The sequence below is a fragment of the Mesorhizobium sp. B2-5-7 genome (genome assembly GCF_006440875.1).
Classification (GTDB): Bacteria; Pseudomonadota; Alphaproteobacteria; order Rhizobiales; family Rhizobiaceae; genus Mesorhizobium; species Mesorhizobium australicum.
Genome location: NZ_VFUO01000002.1, coordinates 734,352 through 751,836, shown reverse-complemented (window position 1 = coordinate 751,836; position 17,485 = coordinate 734,352). Strand labels below are relative to the sequence as shown.

Annotated in this window: 18 protein-coding genes; 14 read left to right on the top strand and 4 right to left on the bottom strand. The window is 63.8% G+C overall.

Annotated features, from left to right (window positions below; all coding sequences use genetic code 11):
- Complete coding sequence (gene phnF / locus FJ543_RS11130; protein ID WP_140875068.1) at positions 1 to 750, bottom strand: phosphonate metabolism transcriptional regulator PhnF; 750 nt, start codon at positions 748 to 750, stop codon at positions 1 to 3.
- Between the two features lie 111 nt (positions 751 to 861).
- Here phnF and phnG point away from each other — a divergent pair, with 111 nt between their 5' ends.
- The 12 genes from phnG to phnE (FJ543_RS11070) all read left to right on the top strand — a co-directional run bounded on the left by phnG (position 862) and on the right by phnE (FJ543_RS11070) (position 11,310).
- Complete coding sequence (phnG, locus tag FJ543_RS11125) at positions 862 to 1,323, top strand: phosphonate C-P lyase system protein PhnG (RefSeq protein WP_140787834.1); 462 nt, start codon at positions 862 to 864, stop codon at positions 1,321 to 1,323.
- Positions 1,323 to 1,934 carry a phosphonate C-P lyase system protein PhnH gene (phnH, locus tag FJ543_RS11120; RefSeq protein WP_140875066.1) on the top strand — a complete coding sequence of 204 codons (612 nt, stop codon included), beginning with the start codon at positions 1,323 to 1,325 and terminating at the stop codon, positions 1,932 to 1,934. Before phnG ends, phnH begins: the two co-directional genes overlap by 1 nt.
- Before the next feature lies 1 nt (position 1,935).
- The gene (locus tag FJ543_RS11115) at positions 1,936 to 3,048 is read left to right on the top strand and encodes a carbon-phosphorus lyase complex subunit PhnI (protein WP_140875064.1); all 1,113 of its coding nucleotides are present in this window, start codon (positions 1,936 to 1,938) and stop codon (positions 3,046 to 3,048) included.
- Positions 3,045 to 3,956, top strand: a complete 912-nt coding sequence (locus FJ543_RS11110; RefSeq protein ID WP_015315655.1) for an alpha-D-ribose 1-methylphosphonate 5-phosphate C-P-lyase PhnJ — start codon at positions 3,045 to 3,047, stop codon at positions 3,954 to 3,956. Before FJ543_RS11115 ends, FJ543_RS11110 begins: the two co-directional genes overlap by 4 nt.
- Positions 3,953 to 4,729 (top strand): phosphonate C-P lyase system protein PhnK, encoded by a 777-nt coding sequence (gene phnK / locus FJ543_RS11105; protein WP_015315654.1) that lies wholly within the window; start codon positions 3,953 to 3,955, stop codon positions 4,727 to 4,729. Before FJ543_RS11110 ends, phnK begins: the two co-directional genes overlap by 4 nt.
- 46 nt (positions 4,730 to 4,775) lie before the next feature.
- The gene (gene phnL, locus FJ543_RS11100) at positions 4,776 to 5,483 is read left to right on the top strand and encodes a phosphonate C-P lyase system protein PhnL (RefSeq protein ID WP_015315653.1); all 708 of its coding nucleotides are present in this window, start codon (positions 4,776 to 4,778) and stop codon (positions 5,481 to 5,483) included.
- On the top strand, positions 5,480 to 6,118 hold the full coding sequence (locus tag FJ543_RS11095; protein ID WP_140875062.1) for a DapH/DapD/GlmU-related protein: 639 nt from the start codon (positions 5,480 to 5,482) through the stop codon (positions 6,116 to 6,118). Before phnL ends, FJ543_RS11095 begins: the two co-directional genes overlap by 4 nt.
- 86 nt (positions 6,119 to 6,204) lie before the next feature.
- The gene (locus FJ543_RS11090; protein ID WP_140875060.1) at positions 6,205 to 6,915 is read left to right on the top strand and encodes a DUF1868 domain-containing protein; all 711 of its coding nucleotides are present in this window, start codon (positions 6,205 to 6,207) and stop codon (positions 6,913 to 6,915) included.
- Between the two features lie 130 nt (positions 6,916 to 7,045).
- Positions 7,046 to 7,903 (top strand): phosphonate ABC transporter ATP-binding protein, encoded by an 858-nt coding sequence (gene phnC / locus FJ543_RS11085; protein ID WP_140875058.1) that lies wholly within the window; start codon positions 7,046 to 7,048, stop codon positions 7,901 to 7,903.
- 111 nt (positions 7,904 to 8,014) lie between these two features.
- Positions 8,015 to 8,923: a phosphonate ABC transporter substrate-binding protein gene (phnD, locus tag FJ543_RS11080; protein WP_140875056.1), complete on the top strand. Its 909-nt coding sequence runs from the start codon at positions 8,015 to 8,017 to the stop codon at positions 8,921 to 8,923.
- Between the two features lie 59 nt (positions 8,924 to 8,982).
- Positions 8,983 to 9,939 carry a phosphonate ABC transporter, permease protein PhnE gene (gene phnE / locus FJ543_RS11075; protein WP_140875054.1) on the top strand — a complete coding sequence of 319 codons (957 nt, stop codon included), beginning with the start codon at positions 8,983 to 8,985 and terminating at the stop codon, positions 9,937 to 9,939.
- A 3-nt stretch (positions 9,940 to 9,942) separates the two neighbouring features.
- The gene (phnE, locus tag FJ543_RS11070; protein ID WP_140875052.1) at positions 9,943 to 11,310 is read left to right on the top strand and encodes a phosphonate ABC transporter, permease protein PhnE; all 1,368 of its coding nucleotides are present in this window, start codon (positions 9,943 to 9,945) and stop codon (positions 11,308 to 11,310) included.
- 294 nt (positions 11,311 to 11,604) lie between these two features.
- On the opposite strand, the gene FJ543_RS11065 is transcribed toward phnE (FJ543_RS11070), so the two are convergent.
- The 3 genes from FJ543_RS11065 to FJ543_RS11055 all read right to left on the bottom strand — a co-directional run bounded on the left by FJ543_RS11065 (position 11,605) and on the right by FJ543_RS11055 (position 14,966).
- Positions 11,605 to 12,456: a sugar phosphate isomerase/epimerase gene (locus FJ543_RS11065; protein WP_140875050.1), complete on the bottom strand. Its 852-nt coding sequence runs from the start codon at positions 12,454 to 12,456 to the stop codon at positions 11,605 to 11,607.
- A 213-nt stretch (positions 12,457 to 12,669) separates the two neighbouring features.
- On the bottom strand, positions 12,670 to 13,857 hold the full coding sequence (locus FJ543_RS11060) for a Gfo/Idh/MocA family oxidoreductase (RefSeq protein WP_140875048.1): 1,188 nt from the start codon (positions 13,855 to 13,857) through the stop codon (positions 12,670 to 12,672).
- A gap of 53 nt (positions 13,858 to 13,910) precedes the next feature.
- Positions 13,911 to 14,966 carry a sugar phosphate isomerase/epimerase gene (locus FJ543_RS11055; protein ID WP_140713162.1) on the bottom strand — a complete coding sequence of 352 codons (1,056 nt, stop codon included), beginning with the start codon at positions 14,964 to 14,966 and terminating at the stop codon, positions 13,911 to 13,913.
- 399 nt (positions 14,967 to 15,365) lie between these two features.
- Between FJ543_RS11055 and FJ543_RS11050 the strand changes: the two genes are divergently transcribed.
- Together FJ543_RS11050 and FJ543_RS11045 are read left to right on the top strand one after the other, a co-directional pair.
- Entirely contained in the window at positions 15,366 to 16,253 is an 888-nt protein-coding gene (locus FJ543_RS11050) for a sugar phosphate isomerase/epimerase (RefSeq protein ID WP_015315643.1), read from the top strand.
- Positions 16,254 to 16,313: 60 nt separating this feature from the next.
- The gene (locus FJ543_RS11045; RefSeq protein ID WP_140875046.1) at positions 16,314 to 17,483 is read left to right on the top strand and encodes a mandelate racemase/muconate lactonizing enzyme family protein; all 1,170 of its coding nucleotides are present in this window, start codon (positions 16,314 to 16,316) and stop codon (positions 17,481 to 17,483) included.
- The last annotated feature ends 2 nt before the right edge of the window (positions 17,484 to 17,485 follow it).

Genomic DNA, 17,485 nt, shown 5'->3' with positions numbered 1-17,485 from the left:
CTACAGCGCCGACAGCTTCAACTCCACCCGCTCGGCCGGAAAACGCGACTCCGAAAACTGGATTGGCTGGCCGTCAGGTGTGACGTTGACCGCAACCGTGACCAGCACGATGGCGCCCGGCTGCAGATCGAGATCGGCGAGATCGGCGGCGTCCGCATGGCGTGCCGAGAGCACGGTCGATTGCCTGAGATAATCGTCGATGCCGAAACGTGCGAGCGAGGCGGTGATAGAACCGGTTTGCGCCATCGCCTTGTCGATGCCGGCAAAGCGCCGGGCATCGAACCATCCAGCGGCGCGCGACACTGGCCGTCCGTCAGCCTCGCCGCGTGTCTCCAACCGGATCACCTCGGCACCCCTGGCAAGGCCAAGGCCTTCGGCCACGCGCTGGCTGGCGGGCTCGACCGACGAAGCGAGCAGCACGATGTGCCGTTCCGACGTCTGCCCCTGCAGGCCAGTCGAAAAGCGTGTCCGCGCGCCAATCGGATAGGACAGCCGCTTGCGTGACAGGACGAAGGTGCCGCGTCCCTGCTCGGCCCGCAGCACGCCCTCCTGCACGAGGGCCGATATGGCGCTGCGTACGGTGTGACGGTTGACGCCGTAGCGCTCGGCCAGCGCGACTTCGGGCGGCAGCGCGGCGTTTTCGGCGAAATCGGCGGCGGCGATGGATTGCAGGATCCTGTCGGCGATCTGGCGCCACAGTGAGACGCCGCTGCGCCGCTCGATGCTGTCGGCCACATCATGCCCGATCATGTTTTGCCCCCCGGCCTGTCACGCACCCGTCATGGACTCGCGTTAGGTAATATGTATAATTTGTATAGTTGTCTATATCAATAGACAAATTTAGCTGAGAGGAAGTTGGCGATGCGAGGACAGGAAGGCCGCGACCAGGCCGAGCGCAAGGCCGCCATGGCGACGCTGGCGCAATCGAGCGGCGACGACATCGTGCGGCTCTGGAACGAGTCCGGCTTGCCTTCGCAAGCCGAACTTCTGCGCGGTCCCGAGACGGGCCTGGTCACGCTGCGTGGCCGCATCGGCGGCGGCGGCGCGCCCTTCAATGTCGGCGAGGCGACCGTCACGCGTGCCACTGTCCGGCTGCCATCCGGGCAGGTCGGCCATTGCTACGCGCTTGGCCGCGACAAGCAGAAGGCGAAGCTGGGAGCAATAGCCGACGCGCTCTGGCAGGACCCTGCCCGCCGCACCGAGGTCGAGACCAGGCTCATTACGCCTTTACGCTCGGCTCTCACCGCTGCCCAGGAAAAACGCCGCGCCGAGACGGCGGCAACGAAGGTGGATTTCTTCACCATGGTTCGCGGAGAAGATTGATGGATATCGCTGCGCAATCGATCGAGGGCGGTTTCGCCGATCCGGTCTTCAACGCTCAGACCGTGTTTCGGGCCGTCATGGATGCCATGGCGCGGCCGGGCAGTGTCCACCCCTTGCCACCCCTGGCCCGCCCGCCGGCTTCGCTCTCGGCGACGTCGGGCGCCGTAGCACTGGCGCTATGCGACAACGACACGCCGCTCTGGCTCGACCCTGCCCTGCATGCCTCCGCCGCGATCGGGTCCTGGCTTGGGTTCCATACGGGCGCGCCGCTGGCCAACACGCCGGCCGACGCGCATTTCGCGTTTGTTTCCACGCCGGCCGAGATGATGGCGCTCGACGGTTTTTCGCAGGGCACGCAGGATTATCCCGACCGATCGACGACGCTGATCCTGCAGGTCGGCGACCTCGTTTCAGGCACTCCGTTACTGCTGGAAGGCCCGGGCATCGAAACCAGCGCCACGATCGCGCCGGCACAGATGCCGCGCCATTTCGTCGAGCAGTGGAAGCAGAATATCAGGCGCTTTCCGCGCGGCGTCGACATCATCTTCGCCACATCGGACCGCATAGCCTGCCTGCCGCGCACGACGCGTATCAAGACGATGGAGGCGTAAGATGTATGTCGCGGTAAAAGGTGGCGAAGCCGCCATTGCCAACGCCCACAGCCTGCTTGCCGACCGCCGGCGCGGCGACCGCTCGGTGCCCGCACTTCGCCTCGACCAGATCGTGGAACAGCTGGCGCTCGGCGTCGACCGGGTGATGAGCGAAGGCTCGCTCTATGACAGGGAACTGGCCGCGCTAGCCATCGTTCAGGCGCGCGGCGACATGATCGAGGCGATCTTCCTGGTGCGCGCCTACCGCACCACGCTGCCGCGCTTCGGCTATTCCAGACCGATCGACACCAGCACCATGCTGGTCGAGCGGCGTGTGTCGGCGACCTACAAGGATCTGCCCGGTGGCCAGTTGCTCGGCCCGACCTTCGACTATACGCATCGGCTGCTCGACCCTGAACTTGCCGCTGGCGCCGATGTCGCCGAGCCCTTGCAGCGCGAGACGGAAGCGCAGGCGATGCCGCGTGTCTCGGCTATCCTTGCCCGCGAAGGCCTTATCGAGCCCGATGGCGACATGCCTGGCGATCATGTTCCCGGCGACATCACCCGCGAGCCGCTGGAATTCCCGATGGCGCGCGACATCCGCCTGCAGGCACTGTCGCGCGGCGATGAAGGTTTTCTGCTGGCGCTCGGCTATTCCACCCAGCGCGGCTATGCCCGCAACCATCCCTTTGTCGGCGAAATCCGCATCGGCGAGGTCGAGCTGGAACTCGACGTTCCCGAACTGCCCTTCGCCGTGCCGCTCGGCACGGTGCGCGTCACCGAATGCCAGATGGTCAATCAGTTCAAGGGCTCGGCCAAGGCGCCGCCGCAATTCACCCGCGGCTACGGCCTCGTCTTCGGCCAGAGCGAACGCAAGGCGATGGCCATGGCGCTCTGCGACCGCGCCTTGCGCGCCTCCGAGCTCGGCGAGGATATCGTCGCCGCCGCCCAGGACGAGGAGTTCGTCATCTCGCACTCCGACAATGTCCAGGCCACCGGCTTCGTCGAGCACCTGAAGCTGCCGCACTACGTCGACTTCCAGGCCGAACTCGATCTCGTACGTCGCATGCGCGCCGAGTACGAAGCACGCGAGAATCCAGCGAAGGCGGAAGAAAAAAAGGAGGCAGCGGAATGACTGCGCAACCGACAGACATCGCCACCTACAACTTCGCCTATCTCGACGAGCAGACCAAGCGGATGATACGCCGCGCGATCCTCAAGGGCATCGCCATTCCGGGCTACCAGGTGCCGTTCGCCTCGCGCGAAATGCCGATGCCCTATGGCTGGGGCACTGGCGGCGTGCAGGTCACCGCGTCGATTATCGGCCCCGACGATGTGCTCAAGGTCATCGACCAGGGCGCCGATGACACCACCAATGCCGTGTCGATCCGCGCCTTCTTCAAGAAAGTCGCTAACGTCGCGGTCACCACCGATACCGCCACCGCCACCATCATCCAGACCCGTCACCGCATCCCCGAACATCCACTCACGGCGGGCCAGGTGCTGGTCTACCAGGTGCCCATCCCCGAACCGCTGCGCTTCCTCGAGCCGCGCGAGACCGAAACGCGGAAAATGCATGCGCTGGAAGAATACGGCCTCATGCATGTGAAGCTCTATGAGGACATCGCCAAGCACGGCCGCATCGCCACCACCTATGCCTATCCGGTCAAGATCGAGGGCCGCTATGTGATGGACCCGTCGCCGACGCCAAAATTCGACAATCCCAAGATGCACCGCTCGCCGGCCCTGCAGCTGTTCGGCGCCGGCCGCGAAAAGCGCATCTACGCCGTGCCGCCCTTCACCGATGTGGTGAGCCTCGACTTCGAGGATCATCCGTTCGAGGTGCAGACTTTCGATCAGCCCTGCGCGCTATGCGCGGCCGAGAATGTCTATCTCGACGAGGTCATCCTCGACGACCATGGCGGCCACATGTTCGTCTGCTCCGACACCGATTATTGCGAGAAGCGGCGCGCCGACGGCCATCGCGGCCACCTTGCCCCCGAAACCGATCTTGCCGCAGGAAACATGGAGCCGGCGCAATGACCGACGAACCGCTGCTGCGCGTCTCGGCGCTCTCCAAGTTCTATGGCTCGCGGGTCGGCTGCGACAATGTCTCCTTCGACCTGTGGCCGGGCGAGGTTCTGGCGGTCGTCGGTGAGTCCGGCTCCGGCAAGACGACGCTCCTCAACTGCCTGTCGACGCGGCTGCTGCCTTCCTCCGGCACCGCCAGCTACCGCATGCGCGACGGCCAGTTCCGCGAGCTCTACCGCATGAGCGAGGCCGAGCGCCGCTTCCTGATGCGCACCGACTGGGGCTTTGTCCATCAGAACCCAGCCGACGGCCTGCGCATGACGGTCTCGGCCGGCGCCAATGTCGGCGAACGGCTGATGGCGGTCGGCGACCGCCACTACGGCAAGATCCGCGCCACCGCGGTCGACTGGCTGTCGCGCGTCGAGATCGAGGAAGACCGCATCGACGACGAACCGCGCGCCTTTTCCGGCGGCATGCGTCAGCGGCTGCAGATCGCCCGCAATCTCGTCACCGGGCCAAGGCTGGTGTTCATGGATGAGCCTACAGGTGGCCTCGACGTCTCGGTGCAGGCCCGCCTGCTCGACCTGTTGCGCGGCCTTGTCACCGATCTCGGCCTTGCCGCGATCGTCGTCACCCACGACCTCGCGGTGGCGCGGCTTCTGTCGCAGCGCATGATGGTGATGAAGGATGGCCGCGTCGTCGAAAGCGGCCTCACCGACCGCGTCCTCGACGACCCGCGCGCGCCCTACACGCAATTGCTCGTATCCTCGATTTTGCAGGTGTGATGATGGCGCGTGTCCCGCCGACGATCAACGATTGGAGAACTTTCTGATGCCGACCCCACTCGTTGTTTCCGACGTTGCCAAAAGCTTCACCATGCATCTGCGCGACGGCATCAAACTCCCTGTCGTCGCGGGTGTCTCGTTCTCGATCAAGGCGGGCGAATGCACCGTGCTCGGTGGTCCGTCCGGCGCCGGCAAGAGTTCGATCCTGAAGATGCTCTACGGCAACTACGCCGTCGACGAAGGCCAGATCATCGTCAGGCACGAGGACGGACTGATCGACCTCGCCCATGCCAGCCCGCGCACCGTGCTTGCCGTACGCCGGCAAACGATCGGCTATGTCAGCCAGTTCCTGCGCACCGTGCCGCGCGTCTCGGCTCTCGACGTCGTCGCTGAGCCACTGGTTGAACGCGGTGAGGAGCGCGAGGCAGCCCGAGCCAAGGCACGCGCGTTGCTGGCCCAGCTCAACCTGCCGGAAAAACTCTGGATGCTGCCGCCGGCAACCTTCTCGGGTGGCGAGCAGCAGCGTGTCAACATCGCGCGCGGCTTCATCACTGAGCACCCCATCCTGCTGCTCGACGAGCCGACCGCATCGCTCGATGCGACGAACCGCGACGTGGTGATCGAACTCATCGCCGCCAAAAAGGCGGCGGGCGTCGCCCTGCTCGGCATCTTCCACGATCACGATGTGCGCGAGGCGGTGGCCGACCGCATCATCGACGTCACCGCCTTCGCTCCGGGAAAAATCGCCGCATGACCAGGAAGCTATCGGAGACGCCGCTGGTTCACCCGACGGCGGAGGTGCACAACTCGACACTCGGCCGCTGGACCGAGATCGCCGACCGCAGCCGGGTTTCGGAAAGCGAGCTCGGCGACTATTCCTACATGATGCAGGACTGCGCGGTCTGGTGCGCGACGATCGGCAAATTTGCCAACATCGCCGCCAGCGTGCGCCTCAACGCCACCAACCACCCGACCTGGCGGCCGACGCTGCACCACTTCACCTACCGCGCCTCCGACTATTGGGACGACGCCGAGCATGAGAGCGAATTCTTCGCCGAGCGCCGCGCCAAGCGCGTCATCATCGGCCACGACACCTGGCTCGGCCACGGCTCGACCGTCCTGCCCGGCGTCACCGTCGGCGACGGCGCCGCCGTTGGCGCCGGCGCGGTCGTCTCGAAGGACGTCGCGCCCTACACGATCGTCGCCGGCGTGCCGGCAAAACCGATCCGCGAGCGCTTCGACCGCCGCACCGCCGAGCGCTACCAGGCGCTTGCCTGGTGGGATTGGGATCACGCGAGGCTGCGCGCCGCGCTCGATGATTTTCGGGAGCTGACGGCCGAAGCGTTTTTGGAGAAACACGAAGAACGGGCATCGGGCAAAGAGGCATAGCCCTCACATCATCGTCATATCGCCGGCTTGTTCATACCCTTGACACAGGACTCGGACAGGACGCGATCTCCTTGAAGGAGATCGCCATGCTCGACACTGTCAGACCCTCGCTCGCCGGATTCTTTGCCGGCTCCGATCCGGCGTCGCCGGCGCATCTCGGCACGCGCTACGACGCGTCAGGCAACTTCCTCCTCGAGCCGGGCAACACCGTCGTCAGCCATCTGGTCAGCGGCTCGCCTTCGGAAGCGGTGGTGTTGGCCGTCCGCGAGAAGATGCTGGCAATGCCTGATGCCGACCGCCTCGCCTTCACGCCGGTTTCCAGCCTGCACATGACCCTTTTCCAGGGCATAATCGAATATCGCCGTCGCCTGCCCTTCTGGCCGCGGGACGTGCCGCTCGACACCAGCACCGACGCCATGACCCGCCTCTATCTGGAGCGCCTGAAGGGGTTCCAGGGCTTCGGCCCTTTCAACATCAAGGTGGCCGAGGTCCTGCCGACCGGCCTCACCGTTGCCGGCGCGACCGACGAGGATGCGCGCATCATGCGTGCATGGCGCGATGCGCTCGCGGTGCCGTTCGGCTACCGGCATCCCGATCACGACACCTACGTCTTCCACATCACCTTCGCCTATCAGATCCAGCGCTTTGATGATGATAGGGCCGCCGGGTGGCAGGCGCTGTTTGACGATTGCCTGGCGCTTTTCGCGCGCCAGGCGCCGGTGATCGAGATCAAGGCTCCCGCCTTCTGCGCGTTCCGCGACATGAAGCATTTCGAGGAATTGCTGGTGCTCGGCTGATCGCCCGCAAGGCGCCAGTCGCCGCGCCTGTGGAGCGTAACAAAACTGACATCATCGCGACACGGCAGGTTCATGAGGTTGCGTTAGGCGAATGCCTGACGATCAATATGGACCGGACTGGAACCAGCCCATGTCAGCAAACTCTGCCACGCTCGAAATCCGCGGCGTCAGCCGACGATTTGGCAAGAACACCGCAGTCAGCGACGTGAACATCTCGATCCCGCAAGGGCAGATGGTCGGTGTCATCGGTCGTTCGGGTGCAGGCAAATCCACTCTTCTTCGCATGATCAACCGTCTTGTCGACCCCAGCCAGGGGTCGATTTTTTTTGACGGCGCCGAGGTCTCCCGGCTGCGCGGCTCGCCGCTGCGGCGCTGGCAGCGCGACTGCGCCATGATCTTCCAGCAGTTCAACCTGGTGCCGCGCCTCGACGTGCTGACCAACGTGCTGCTCGGCAAACTGAACCACCGTTCGACCCTGTCCAATCTTCTCGGCATGTTTTCGCGCGCCGAGTGCGCCGAGGCGGTCGCCGCGCTCGAGCGGCTCGACATCGCCCGCACCGCACTTCAGCCCGCCGGCACGCTGTCGGGCGGCCAGCAGCAGCGCGTCGCCATCGCCCGCGCCATGATGCAGCAGCCCAGGGTGATCCTCGCCGACGAGCCGATCGCCTCGCTCGACCCGCTCAACGCCAAGGTGGTGATGGATTCTCTGCAGGACATCAATCTGCGCGAAGGCATCACCGTTGTCACCAATCTGCATACGCTCGATACCGCCCGCACCTATTGCAACCGCATCATTGGCATGGCCGGCGGCAAGGTCGTCTTCGACGGGCCGCCCGAAGAGCTCGACCGCCAAGCCGTGCGTCTTGTCTATGGAGCCGACAGCAATGGCGGCGAGATATCGGAGGTCATTACCTCCACCAGTGTTGCCTTCAAGCAGAAGATCGCCGCATCCGCCGGACCGCTCGAGCCCGCATTCCCGGGATACTGAGCCCAGTAAGGGCCAATAGCGAGCAGCCTGGATCGTCCGTCCGCGTCAAGGGCACTTGTCAAGATCAAGAACGCTGCCGGCGCGGGGCCGGAACTTACAGGAGAGATATCAATGTTCAGGAAGATGGTTTTCGGTGCCGTTTCGGTGCTCGCCATGGCCACCAGCATGGTCCATGCCGCCGACATGAAGGAATTTCGCGTCGGCATTCTCGGCGGTGAAAACGAAACCGACCGGCTGCGCAACTACCAGTGCCTGGCCGATCACCTGAAGGCAGAGTTTGGCTTCGAGAAGGTTTCGCTGTTCCCCGCCGCCGACTATGACGGCGTCATCCAGGGCCTGCTCGGCGGCACGCTCGATTTCGCCGAACTCGGCGCTTCCGGCTACGCCAGCGTCTATCTCAAGGATCCGAAGGCGGTTACCCCGATCCTCACCACCAAGCAGACCGACGGCTCCACCGGCTACTATTCGATCGGGCTGGCGCTGAAGACGTCGGGGATCACCGACATCAAGTCAGCCAAGGGCAAGAAGCTCGGCTATGCCGATCCGGATTCGACCTCCGGCTACCTGATCCCGCTGACCCAGATTCCGAAGACCACCGGCGCCTCGAACGAAACCTACTTCGCTTCGACCCAGTTCAATGGCGGCCACGAAAACAACGTTCTGGCCGTGCGTGACGGTAAGGTAGATGTCGCGGTCGACGATTCCTCGGGCATCGGCGACTTCAAGAACGGCTACACCTCCGGCACCTTCCACAAGGAAGTCGCCAAGGGCGCCGTCGACCCTAACGACTTCGTCGAAGTCTGGCGCTCGGGCCTGATCCCGAACGGCCCGCTTGTCGTGCGCACCGCGATCGGCGACGACATGACCGCCAAGCTGGCGGCCTTCTTCACCGACCTGCCCAAGAAGGACAAGGCTTGCTTCGAAGGCGTCGAAGGCGGCGATTTCACCGGCTACGTTCCGGTGAAGCCGGACTTCTACAGCGTCATCGTCGAAGCCCGTAAGGCAGCCATCGGCGGCTAACGGCGAAATTGCAAAAGGGCGGTACCTCATCAAGTACCGCCCTTTTTGCATCTCCGATCATGACCCTTTCCGTGACAGCCCCCTCCGGCGCCACCCACGAGATGGCCGATGCCTGGCGACGCCAGACGTCGCTGCGCCGGTTCTATACCGTGCTGGGCGTCGGCCTGCTGCTTGCCGCGATGCTTTCCAGCATGTGGTTCGCCGACGAAGCCAACGCCGGGCACTTCTTCGACCGGCTGCCGCATATTCTGGATTTCCTGAGCTGGCTGGTCCCCAAGGACTGGAACGACGTCTGGCGGGCGCTGTTCGACATTGCCTCGCCGCATGATACCGGCACCCAGGAATTCAACTTCCCGCTCGGCCGCGTCTACGTCTGGGACGGTTTCTACATCCCCGAATATGTCGAGCTGATGCTGACCACCGTGAACGTGGCGCTGGTCTCGACCTTCATCGGCTTTGTCTTCGCCGTGCCCTTTTCCTTCATCGCGGCGCGCAACCTGACGCCTCATCCGGCACTGAGGCTGGTGGTCAAGCGCTTCATGGAATTGCTGCGTGCCTTTCCGGAGATCGTCATCGCCGGGCTGTTCGCGGCCATCGTCTCGACCGGTCCGATCGCCGCCATCATCGCCATCGGCCTGCATTCCATCGGCGCACTCGGCAAGCTGTTCTACGAGATCAACGAGAACATCGACATGCGAGCCGAGGAAGGCCTGCGCGCGGTCGGCGCCAACTGGCTCGAGCGGGTTCGCTTTGCCGGCCTGCCGCAGGTGTTGCCCAACTTCATGTCGTACACGCTGCTGCGCGTGGAGATCAACGTCCGCGTCTCGACCATCATCGGCGCCGTTGGCGGCGGCGGCATCGGCGAAGAGCTGAAGCTCTCCATCTCGCGCGGCTTCGGCGCCAAGACGCTGGCACTGGTGCTGCTCCTGTTCACCACCATCTTCATCATCGACCAGTTTTCCGCCTGGCTTCGTCGCAAGCTGGTCGGCGAACAAGCCTTCATGATGGGGGCGTAAATCATGGCGACCATGACCGCTGAGGAGATGCTGTCGATCGAGGCGCGCCACCCGCAGGTGTTCCGGCGCCCGGCATACAAGCGCTTCGGTCCGCTCCTGCTGTTCGTCGGCACTCTCCTCTATCTGATCTATGCCTTGTGGTTCTTCAGCCTGCCGCAGGTGCTGCGGGAATCGCACTGGGAGCGCCTGCCGCTCTTCCTGACACAATGGATCAGCTACGATCTGCAGCCGGAATTCCGTCTCGACCAGCCGGAGATCACGCCCAAATACCCGCGCTTTTCCGCGCTGGGCGACAACCCGAATCCCGACTGGGTGGCCAGGAATCCGGACGGCACCTTCACCGTGCTGATCGACGGGCCGGCAAAATCCGTCACCTTCGACAAGACGCAGGCGACGATCGTCGCCAACGGCCAGACCGTGCCTGTTTCGCTGACCAGCGGCAAGCCGGTGGTCACGGGTGCCGTACCGGACTGGATCACCGCCCATGACGACGAGGTGGTGGCCAAGATGGGCTTCGTCGGCGAGGTGCGCGTCACTGTCGACCGCGTCAAGGTGCGCAAGCGCTTCCTCGGCTGGGCGAACTTCGTTTTCGACACGCGCTCGCCCTTCTTCGGCAAATCAGCGCGGGAAGTGATCTCGCTGATCGTCTCGGGACCAGAGCTGAAACCAGGTACCACCAACCTTGCTCTTGCCGGCGACAACGTCTGGAACAACGCCCAGTGGCAGCACGGCGATGTCTGGACGAAGCTCCTGCAGACCATTGTCATGGCCTTCCTCGGCACGCTGCTCGGCGGCATCGTCGCCTTCCCCCTTGCCTTCTTCGCGGCGCGCAACATCACGCCGAGTGGCATGCTCGGCCAAGTGCTCAAGCGCTTCTTCGACTTCATGCGCTCGGTCGACATGCTGATCTGGGCGCTGTTCTTCACCCGCGCCTTCGGCCCCGGCCCGCTGGCGGGAAGTGCAGCGATTTTCTTCACCGAGATCGGCACCCTCGGCAAAGTCTATTCGGAAGGCCTGGAGAACATCGACGACAAGCCGCGCGAAGGCGTGCTCTCGACCGGCGCCAACGGCATCCTGGTGCAGCGCTACGGCGTGATGCCCGAAGTGATCCCGGTCTTCATCAGCCAGACGCTCTACCAGTGGGAATCCAACACCCGCGGCGCCACCATCATCGGCGCCGTCGGCGCCGGCGGCATCGGCCTGAAACTGTGGGAAGCGATGCGCACCAATTCCAACTGGGCCAACGTCTTCTACATGGTGCTGCTGATCCTGCTCGTCGTCTTCATTTTCGACAACATATCCAACTTCCTGCGCCGCCGGCTGAGCCGGACCATCCACGACTACAACAGGTTGCAGGCCAGGCAGGGTTAGTGTTGGGACGCAGAAGCGCAAGCATCGTCTCGCCCGGCGCCGAGGGGTCGACCGCCACTCCGTCGAGCTTCGCTCGACTCCTCTCCCCCGGTCGACGGGGTAGAGGAAAGGCACCAGACTGTCCGATCCGCGCTCGTCCCCGAAGGCCGAGGCTCTCTTCCTGTCCCGGCGCCACCAAGCCCCTTCCTCTCCCTCCGGAGGGGGGAGAGGTGGCTCGGCGAAGCCGAGACGGAGTGGGGGAACCACCTGGCAAGCGACGCGAACACAAATAGAAAATGGACCAGACGTAGGCACCTAAGCCGCCTTCCTCCACCCGTCCCTGATATGCCTGTACCCATCGCGATAGACGGCTTCCGGCGTCTCGGAAAAATCCCGCCACACCTTGGTCGCCGCCGCCAGATCCTTCAGCGAGCGACCGAACGCTTCGATCGTCAGCCAGTCGTCATAGCCGCTCTTGCGAATGGCGGAAAAAGTTTCCTTCCACGGAATGTTGCCACGCCCCGGCACGCCGCGATCGTTCTCCGATATGTGGATATGCACCACATTGCCGCAGTGCTTCGTATAGGCGCCGATCGGGTCGACTTCCTCGATATTGGCGTGGAACGTGTCGTACATTGCCCTGATGTGCGGCCGGTCAATGGCATCGATATGCTCCGACAGGTCGGCCATGGTATTGAGGAGGTAGCATTCGAAGCGGTTCAGCGCCTCGAGCCCGACGGTGACGTTGCGCTTGCCGGCATGGTCGCCGATGGCACGCTGCGAGGCGATCGAGCGCTTCTTTTCGGCGGCGGTCGGTCCGGAGCCGGAAAAGGCGCCGAGCGTCGAATGCAGCGGTCCGCTCAGCGTGCGGGCGCCAAGCGCATCGGCGCAATCGATGGCCCATTTCATGTAGTCGACACCGGCCTTGCGTGTTGCCGCATCGGCCGAAATCAGGTTCATCGCCGGATCGCCCATGGCTGACACAGCGGTCCGCTCCAGCCCGATACGGTCGAGCAATTCGCCCAGTTTCCTGTAGTCGTCCGGCGTGCCGGCGAAGATCGGGATTTCGACACCGTCGAAGCCGGTTGCCTTGATGTCTCGAAGCAGCGGCTCGTGCTTCTTCGATACCGCCGTCGTCCACAAGAACATGCACATGCCGATCTTCATCGACGCCCTCCCTTTGCTGGCGGCCGGCTGATTGCACCGCCGGTTTTCGCCACTCCCCTCATCCGGCCGCTTCGCGGCCACCTTCTCCCCGAGAGGGAGAAGAGATAGGCGCCAACGCCTCCTCTCCCCCTCGGGGAGAGGCCGGATTGCCCCGAATTGCCTTTCGCAATTCGGTTGGCTATCCGGGTGAGGGCCCTCGTTACTCGGCGCCTCTTACAGCTTGGTCCAGGCCCCGTTCTTCTTCGACGACTTCACGCAGGCCTCGATGAAGGCCATGCCCTCGACGCCGTCTTGGATGGTCGGGAAGACGACATCCTTTGCTGGCTTGCCACCCTTCTTGCGTGCCGCGCGGATGGCCCGTGCGGCCTCCTGGTAGATGTTGGCGAAGCCTTCGAGGTAACCCTCGGGATGGCCTGACGGAACGCGGCTGACACGGCCCGCCACCGGCAGCGCACCGGCGCCGTTGCGGGTGATCAACTGTTTCGGCTGGGCGAAGGGCGTGTACCAGAGATAGTTGGGATCGGCCTGCACCCATTCCAGCCCGCCCTTCGAACCGTAGATGCGCAGCTTCAGGCCGTTCTCATGCCCGGGCGCCACCTGGCTCGCCCAGATCATGCCCTTGGCCGGATGCGTTTTCCCCCTCGGTTTGAAACGCAGCATGACGTTGACATTGTCGTCGAGCAGCCTGCCCGGCACGAAGGCGTCGAGATCGGCCGACAGGGAGTCGAGTTCGAGCCCGGAGACGAAGCGGGCGAGATTGTAGGCATGGGTGCCGATATCGCCGAGCGCGCCGCCGGCGCCCGCCTGCTTGGGGTCTGAACGCCAAGCCGCCTGCTTCTGGCCGGTGGCGGCGAGGTCCTCGGTCAGCCAGTCCTGCGGATATTCCGACTGCACGATGCGGATGTCGCCGAGCACGCCCTTGGCGACCATTTCGCGCGCCTGCCGCACCATCGGATAGGCGGTGTAGTTGTGGGTGAGCACGAACACCTTGCCGGTCTTTTCGACGATCGCCGCAAGCCTTTTCGCCTCGGCCAAGGTCGTTGCCAGCGGCTTGTCGCAGATCACGTGGATGCCAGCTTCCAGGAAGGCCTTGGCCGCCGGCACATGCACGTTGTTGGGAGTGACGATGGCCACCGCCTCGATGCCATCCGAGCGCTTTGCCTCGGCCTTGGCCATTTCGGCGTAGGACGCATAGCTGCGCGACGGATCGAGCCCGAGTTCGGCGGCCGAGGCTTTCGCACGCGCCGGATCGGCCGACAGGGCGCCGGCGACCAGCACGAAATCATTGTCCATGCGCGCAGCGATCCGGTGCACTGCGCCGATGAATGCGCCCTGCCCGCCGCCGACCATGCCGTAACGGATCGGGCCGCCTCCCGTTTCCGACTTCGATGCACCAACCATGTTTTTCTCCCTCGTGTGAGATACCCCTCCCCCGAGGGAGAGGGAAAGCCGTGTCAAATTCCCATCATGGCGCGCAGCAGCTTCTTGTCCGTGGTGCCGGCGGCGAAATCGTCGAATGCCTTCTCCGTCACCCGGATGATGTGGTGCTGGATGAAGGGCGCCCCTTCGGCCGCACCATCCTCCGGATGCTTTAGGCAGCATTCCCACTCCAGCACCGCCCACGAATCGTAATTGTACTGGGTCAACTTGGAGAAGATGCCGCCGAAATCCACTTGCCCGTCGCCGAGCGAACGGAAGCGGCCGGCGCGGTTCGTCCAGCTCTGGTAACCGGAGTACACGCCCTGCCGTCCAGTCGGATTGAACTCGGCGTCCTTGACGTGGAAAGCCTTGATCCGCTCGTGATAGATGTCGATGAATTCGAGATAATCGAGTTGCTGCAGCAGGAAATGCGAAGGGTCGTAGTTGATGTTGCAGCGCTTGTGGCCGCCGACCGCGTCGAGGAACATCTCGAAGGTCGCCCCGTCGAACACGTCCTCCGAAGGATGGATTTCGTAGCCGACATCGACACCATTGTCTTCATAGGCGTCGAGGATCGGCTTCCAGCGTTTGCCGAGTTCGCCGAAGGCTTCCTCGATCAGTCCGGCGGGGCGCTGCGGAAAGGGATAGAGGTAAGGGAAAGCCAGCGAGCCGGTGAACGACACCGACACATTCAGCCCGAGATTGCGCGATGCCTTGGCACCGAACTTCATCTGTTCGACAGCCCATTCCTGTCTCGCCTTCGGGTTGTTGTGCACCGACGGCGGCGCGAACCCATCCATCTGCGCGTCATAGGCCGGATGCACCGCCACCAATTGCCCCTGCAGATGCGTCGACAGTTCGGTGATCTCGACCCCGGCGTCAGTGCAGATGCCCTTCACCTCATCGCAATACGCCTTGGAAGACGCCGCCTTCTTGAGGTCGAACAGGCGCGCGTCCCAGGTCGGGATCTGCACGCCCTTGTAGCCGAGGCCGGCGGCCCATTTGGTGATCGACGCCAGCGAATTGAACGGTGCGGCATCACCCGCGAACTGCGCCAGAAACAGTCCAGGGCCCTTCATTGTCGTCGGCATCGGCATCCTCCTCGTTTGTCACGACCAAGCATAGCGCCTGATGAAAGCAGGGCCAGTCACTTTGGTCTTTATCGCGTCGGACGCTCTGCCGACACCGCCATTCTGGTATGACCAAATAAGGCAATCTGGTCAAGCCTTGGAATGCGCCGAAAAGGCACCCCGAAAGCCCAAAATAACGGCACATATCGCAATGTAATCAATAAACTAGTTCACCCTGAAAGTTGCGTCGCCACAGTTGTTGCCGTCTCAAGGAATTTGCTGTAGACCTCATTTCAGACCCAATTGGTCTAACCAGTTTGCAGTAAAAGGCTGGGGATGCCTTGGGAGGAACCCTTGCGTCGTCTTCCGGCGATGCATGTCGCAGGCAAACCATACGGACGAATCTGGGAAGGACAGACCATGCATCTTTCGACGCACAACTGGATGCGCGCGGAACCGCTTGAGACGACGCTGAAGCGCATCAAGAAATTCGGCTATGAGTCGATCGAGATTTCCGGCGAGCCCGCGCAGTACAAGACCAAGGAGACGCGGGCGCTGCTGAAGGAGCATGGCATTCGCTGCTGGGGCGCGGTGACCTTGATGCTGGGTGAACGCAACCTCGCCGCCAGGGACCAGGGCCAGCGCGAGCGCTCCGTGCAATACGTCAAGGACGTGCTGACGATGGTCGGCGAACTCGACGGCGAGATCATCACGCTGGTTCCGGCGACCGTCGGCAAGGTGGTCCCGGACGGTACCGAGGAAGAGGAATGGAAGTGGGTGGTCGACGCGACCCGCGAATGTTTCACCCACGCCAAGAAGGTCGGGGTCAAGATCGCCGTCGAACCGCTCAACCGCTTCGAAACCTATCTGTTCAACCGCGGCGCCCAGGCGCTGGCGCTGGCTGACGCGGTCAGCCCCGAATGCGGCGTCTGCCTCGACGCCTACCACATCCACATGGAGGAATTTAACGTGCATGACGCTATCCGCCAGGTCGGAAAGCGCCTGTTCGACTTCCATGTCGCCGACAACAACCGCTTTGCCGCCGGCCTCGGCCAGATCGACTGGCCAAGGATCGTCGCCACCTTGAAGGAGGTCGGCTACGACGGCGCACTGACCAACGAGTTCGTCGCCCCGGTCGACCGCACGCCGGCAGCACCCTATCCCGACATGGTCGAGCGCCATCCGGTCGATATCTCGCCCGAGCAGCTGAAGTTCATCCAGGACCATGGCTCCAGCGTGCTGACCGAGAAATTCTACACCGACCAGATGCGCATCACCGCCGAAACACTGCTGCCGCTGATCAAATAGTCGACTGCCGCTGGGAAATTTGCCCTTCCGCCCCGACCGGCGGCAGGGCTGGGGAGAAACATGCGCATCAAGACAGTCCAGGCGTGGTGGGTCCGCGTGCCGATCGAAGCCCCGAAGCAGCATCGCAGCGACTTCGGCCAGGTGACGACCTTCGACGCCGCCATCCTGCGCGTCGAAACCGATGACGGGCTGGTCGGCTGGGGCGAAGGCAAGAACGCAGCCGGCAGTGCCGGCAGCTACGGCGCACTCGTTCACATGCTGAATCACGAGGTCGGGCCGCAGTTGATCGGCCGCGACCCGGCCGACATCGGCGTCATCTGGGAGATGCTCTACAACGGCGTGCGCCATGAGAGCGCCGCCCGCGCCGGCCACGCCATGCCGCAACTCGCGCGGCGCGGCATGAGCGTCGCCGCCATCAGCGCGGTCGACATTGCGCTCTGGGACATACTGGGCAAGTCGCTGGGCCAGCCGGTCTGGCGGCTCCTTGGCGGCCGCAAGGTCGATCGCATGCAGGCCTATGCCTCGGGCGGCTGGGCCTCCGCCGATGCCATCGGGGAACAGCTGAAATCCTATATCGCCAAAGGCGGCTTCAAGGCGCTGAAGATGCGGGTCGGTGCCATGGATGGCGCGGCACACGTTTCCGCCGCCCGCGTGCGCGCCGCGCGCCAGGCACTCGGCCCCGACGTCGAGCTGATGGTCGACGCCCATGGCACCTACACGGTGGCGGAAGCCAAACGCTTTATCCATCTCGTCAACGACCTCGATCTCGCCTGGTTCGAGGAGCCTGTTATCGCCGACGACAAGCCAGGCATGGCCGAAGTGCGCGCCTCCGGCGCCGTTCCGATCGCCACCGGCGAAAGCGAGGCGACACGCTATGCCTTCCGCGATCTCGCCGTTCTCAGGGCCGCCGACATTTTCCAGCCGGACCCGGCCTTCTGCGGCGGCATCAGCGAGGCGATGAAGATCGGGACCATCGCCAGCGCCTTCAATTTGCGCTTTGCGCCGCATCTGTGGGCCGGCGCGCCCTGCTTCTTCGCCGGGCTGCATGTCTGCGCCGCGTCGCCTTCGAGTTTCACAGTCGAGTATTCGCTCGGCGCCAACCCGATGATCCACGATCTGGTCGAAGAGACTGTCGAAGCCAAGGACGGTATGATAGCGATCCCGGAAAAGCCCGGATTGGGATTCACCGTTTCGGAGCGATTCCTGGAGGCGCACGCGCAACGCAATTGACG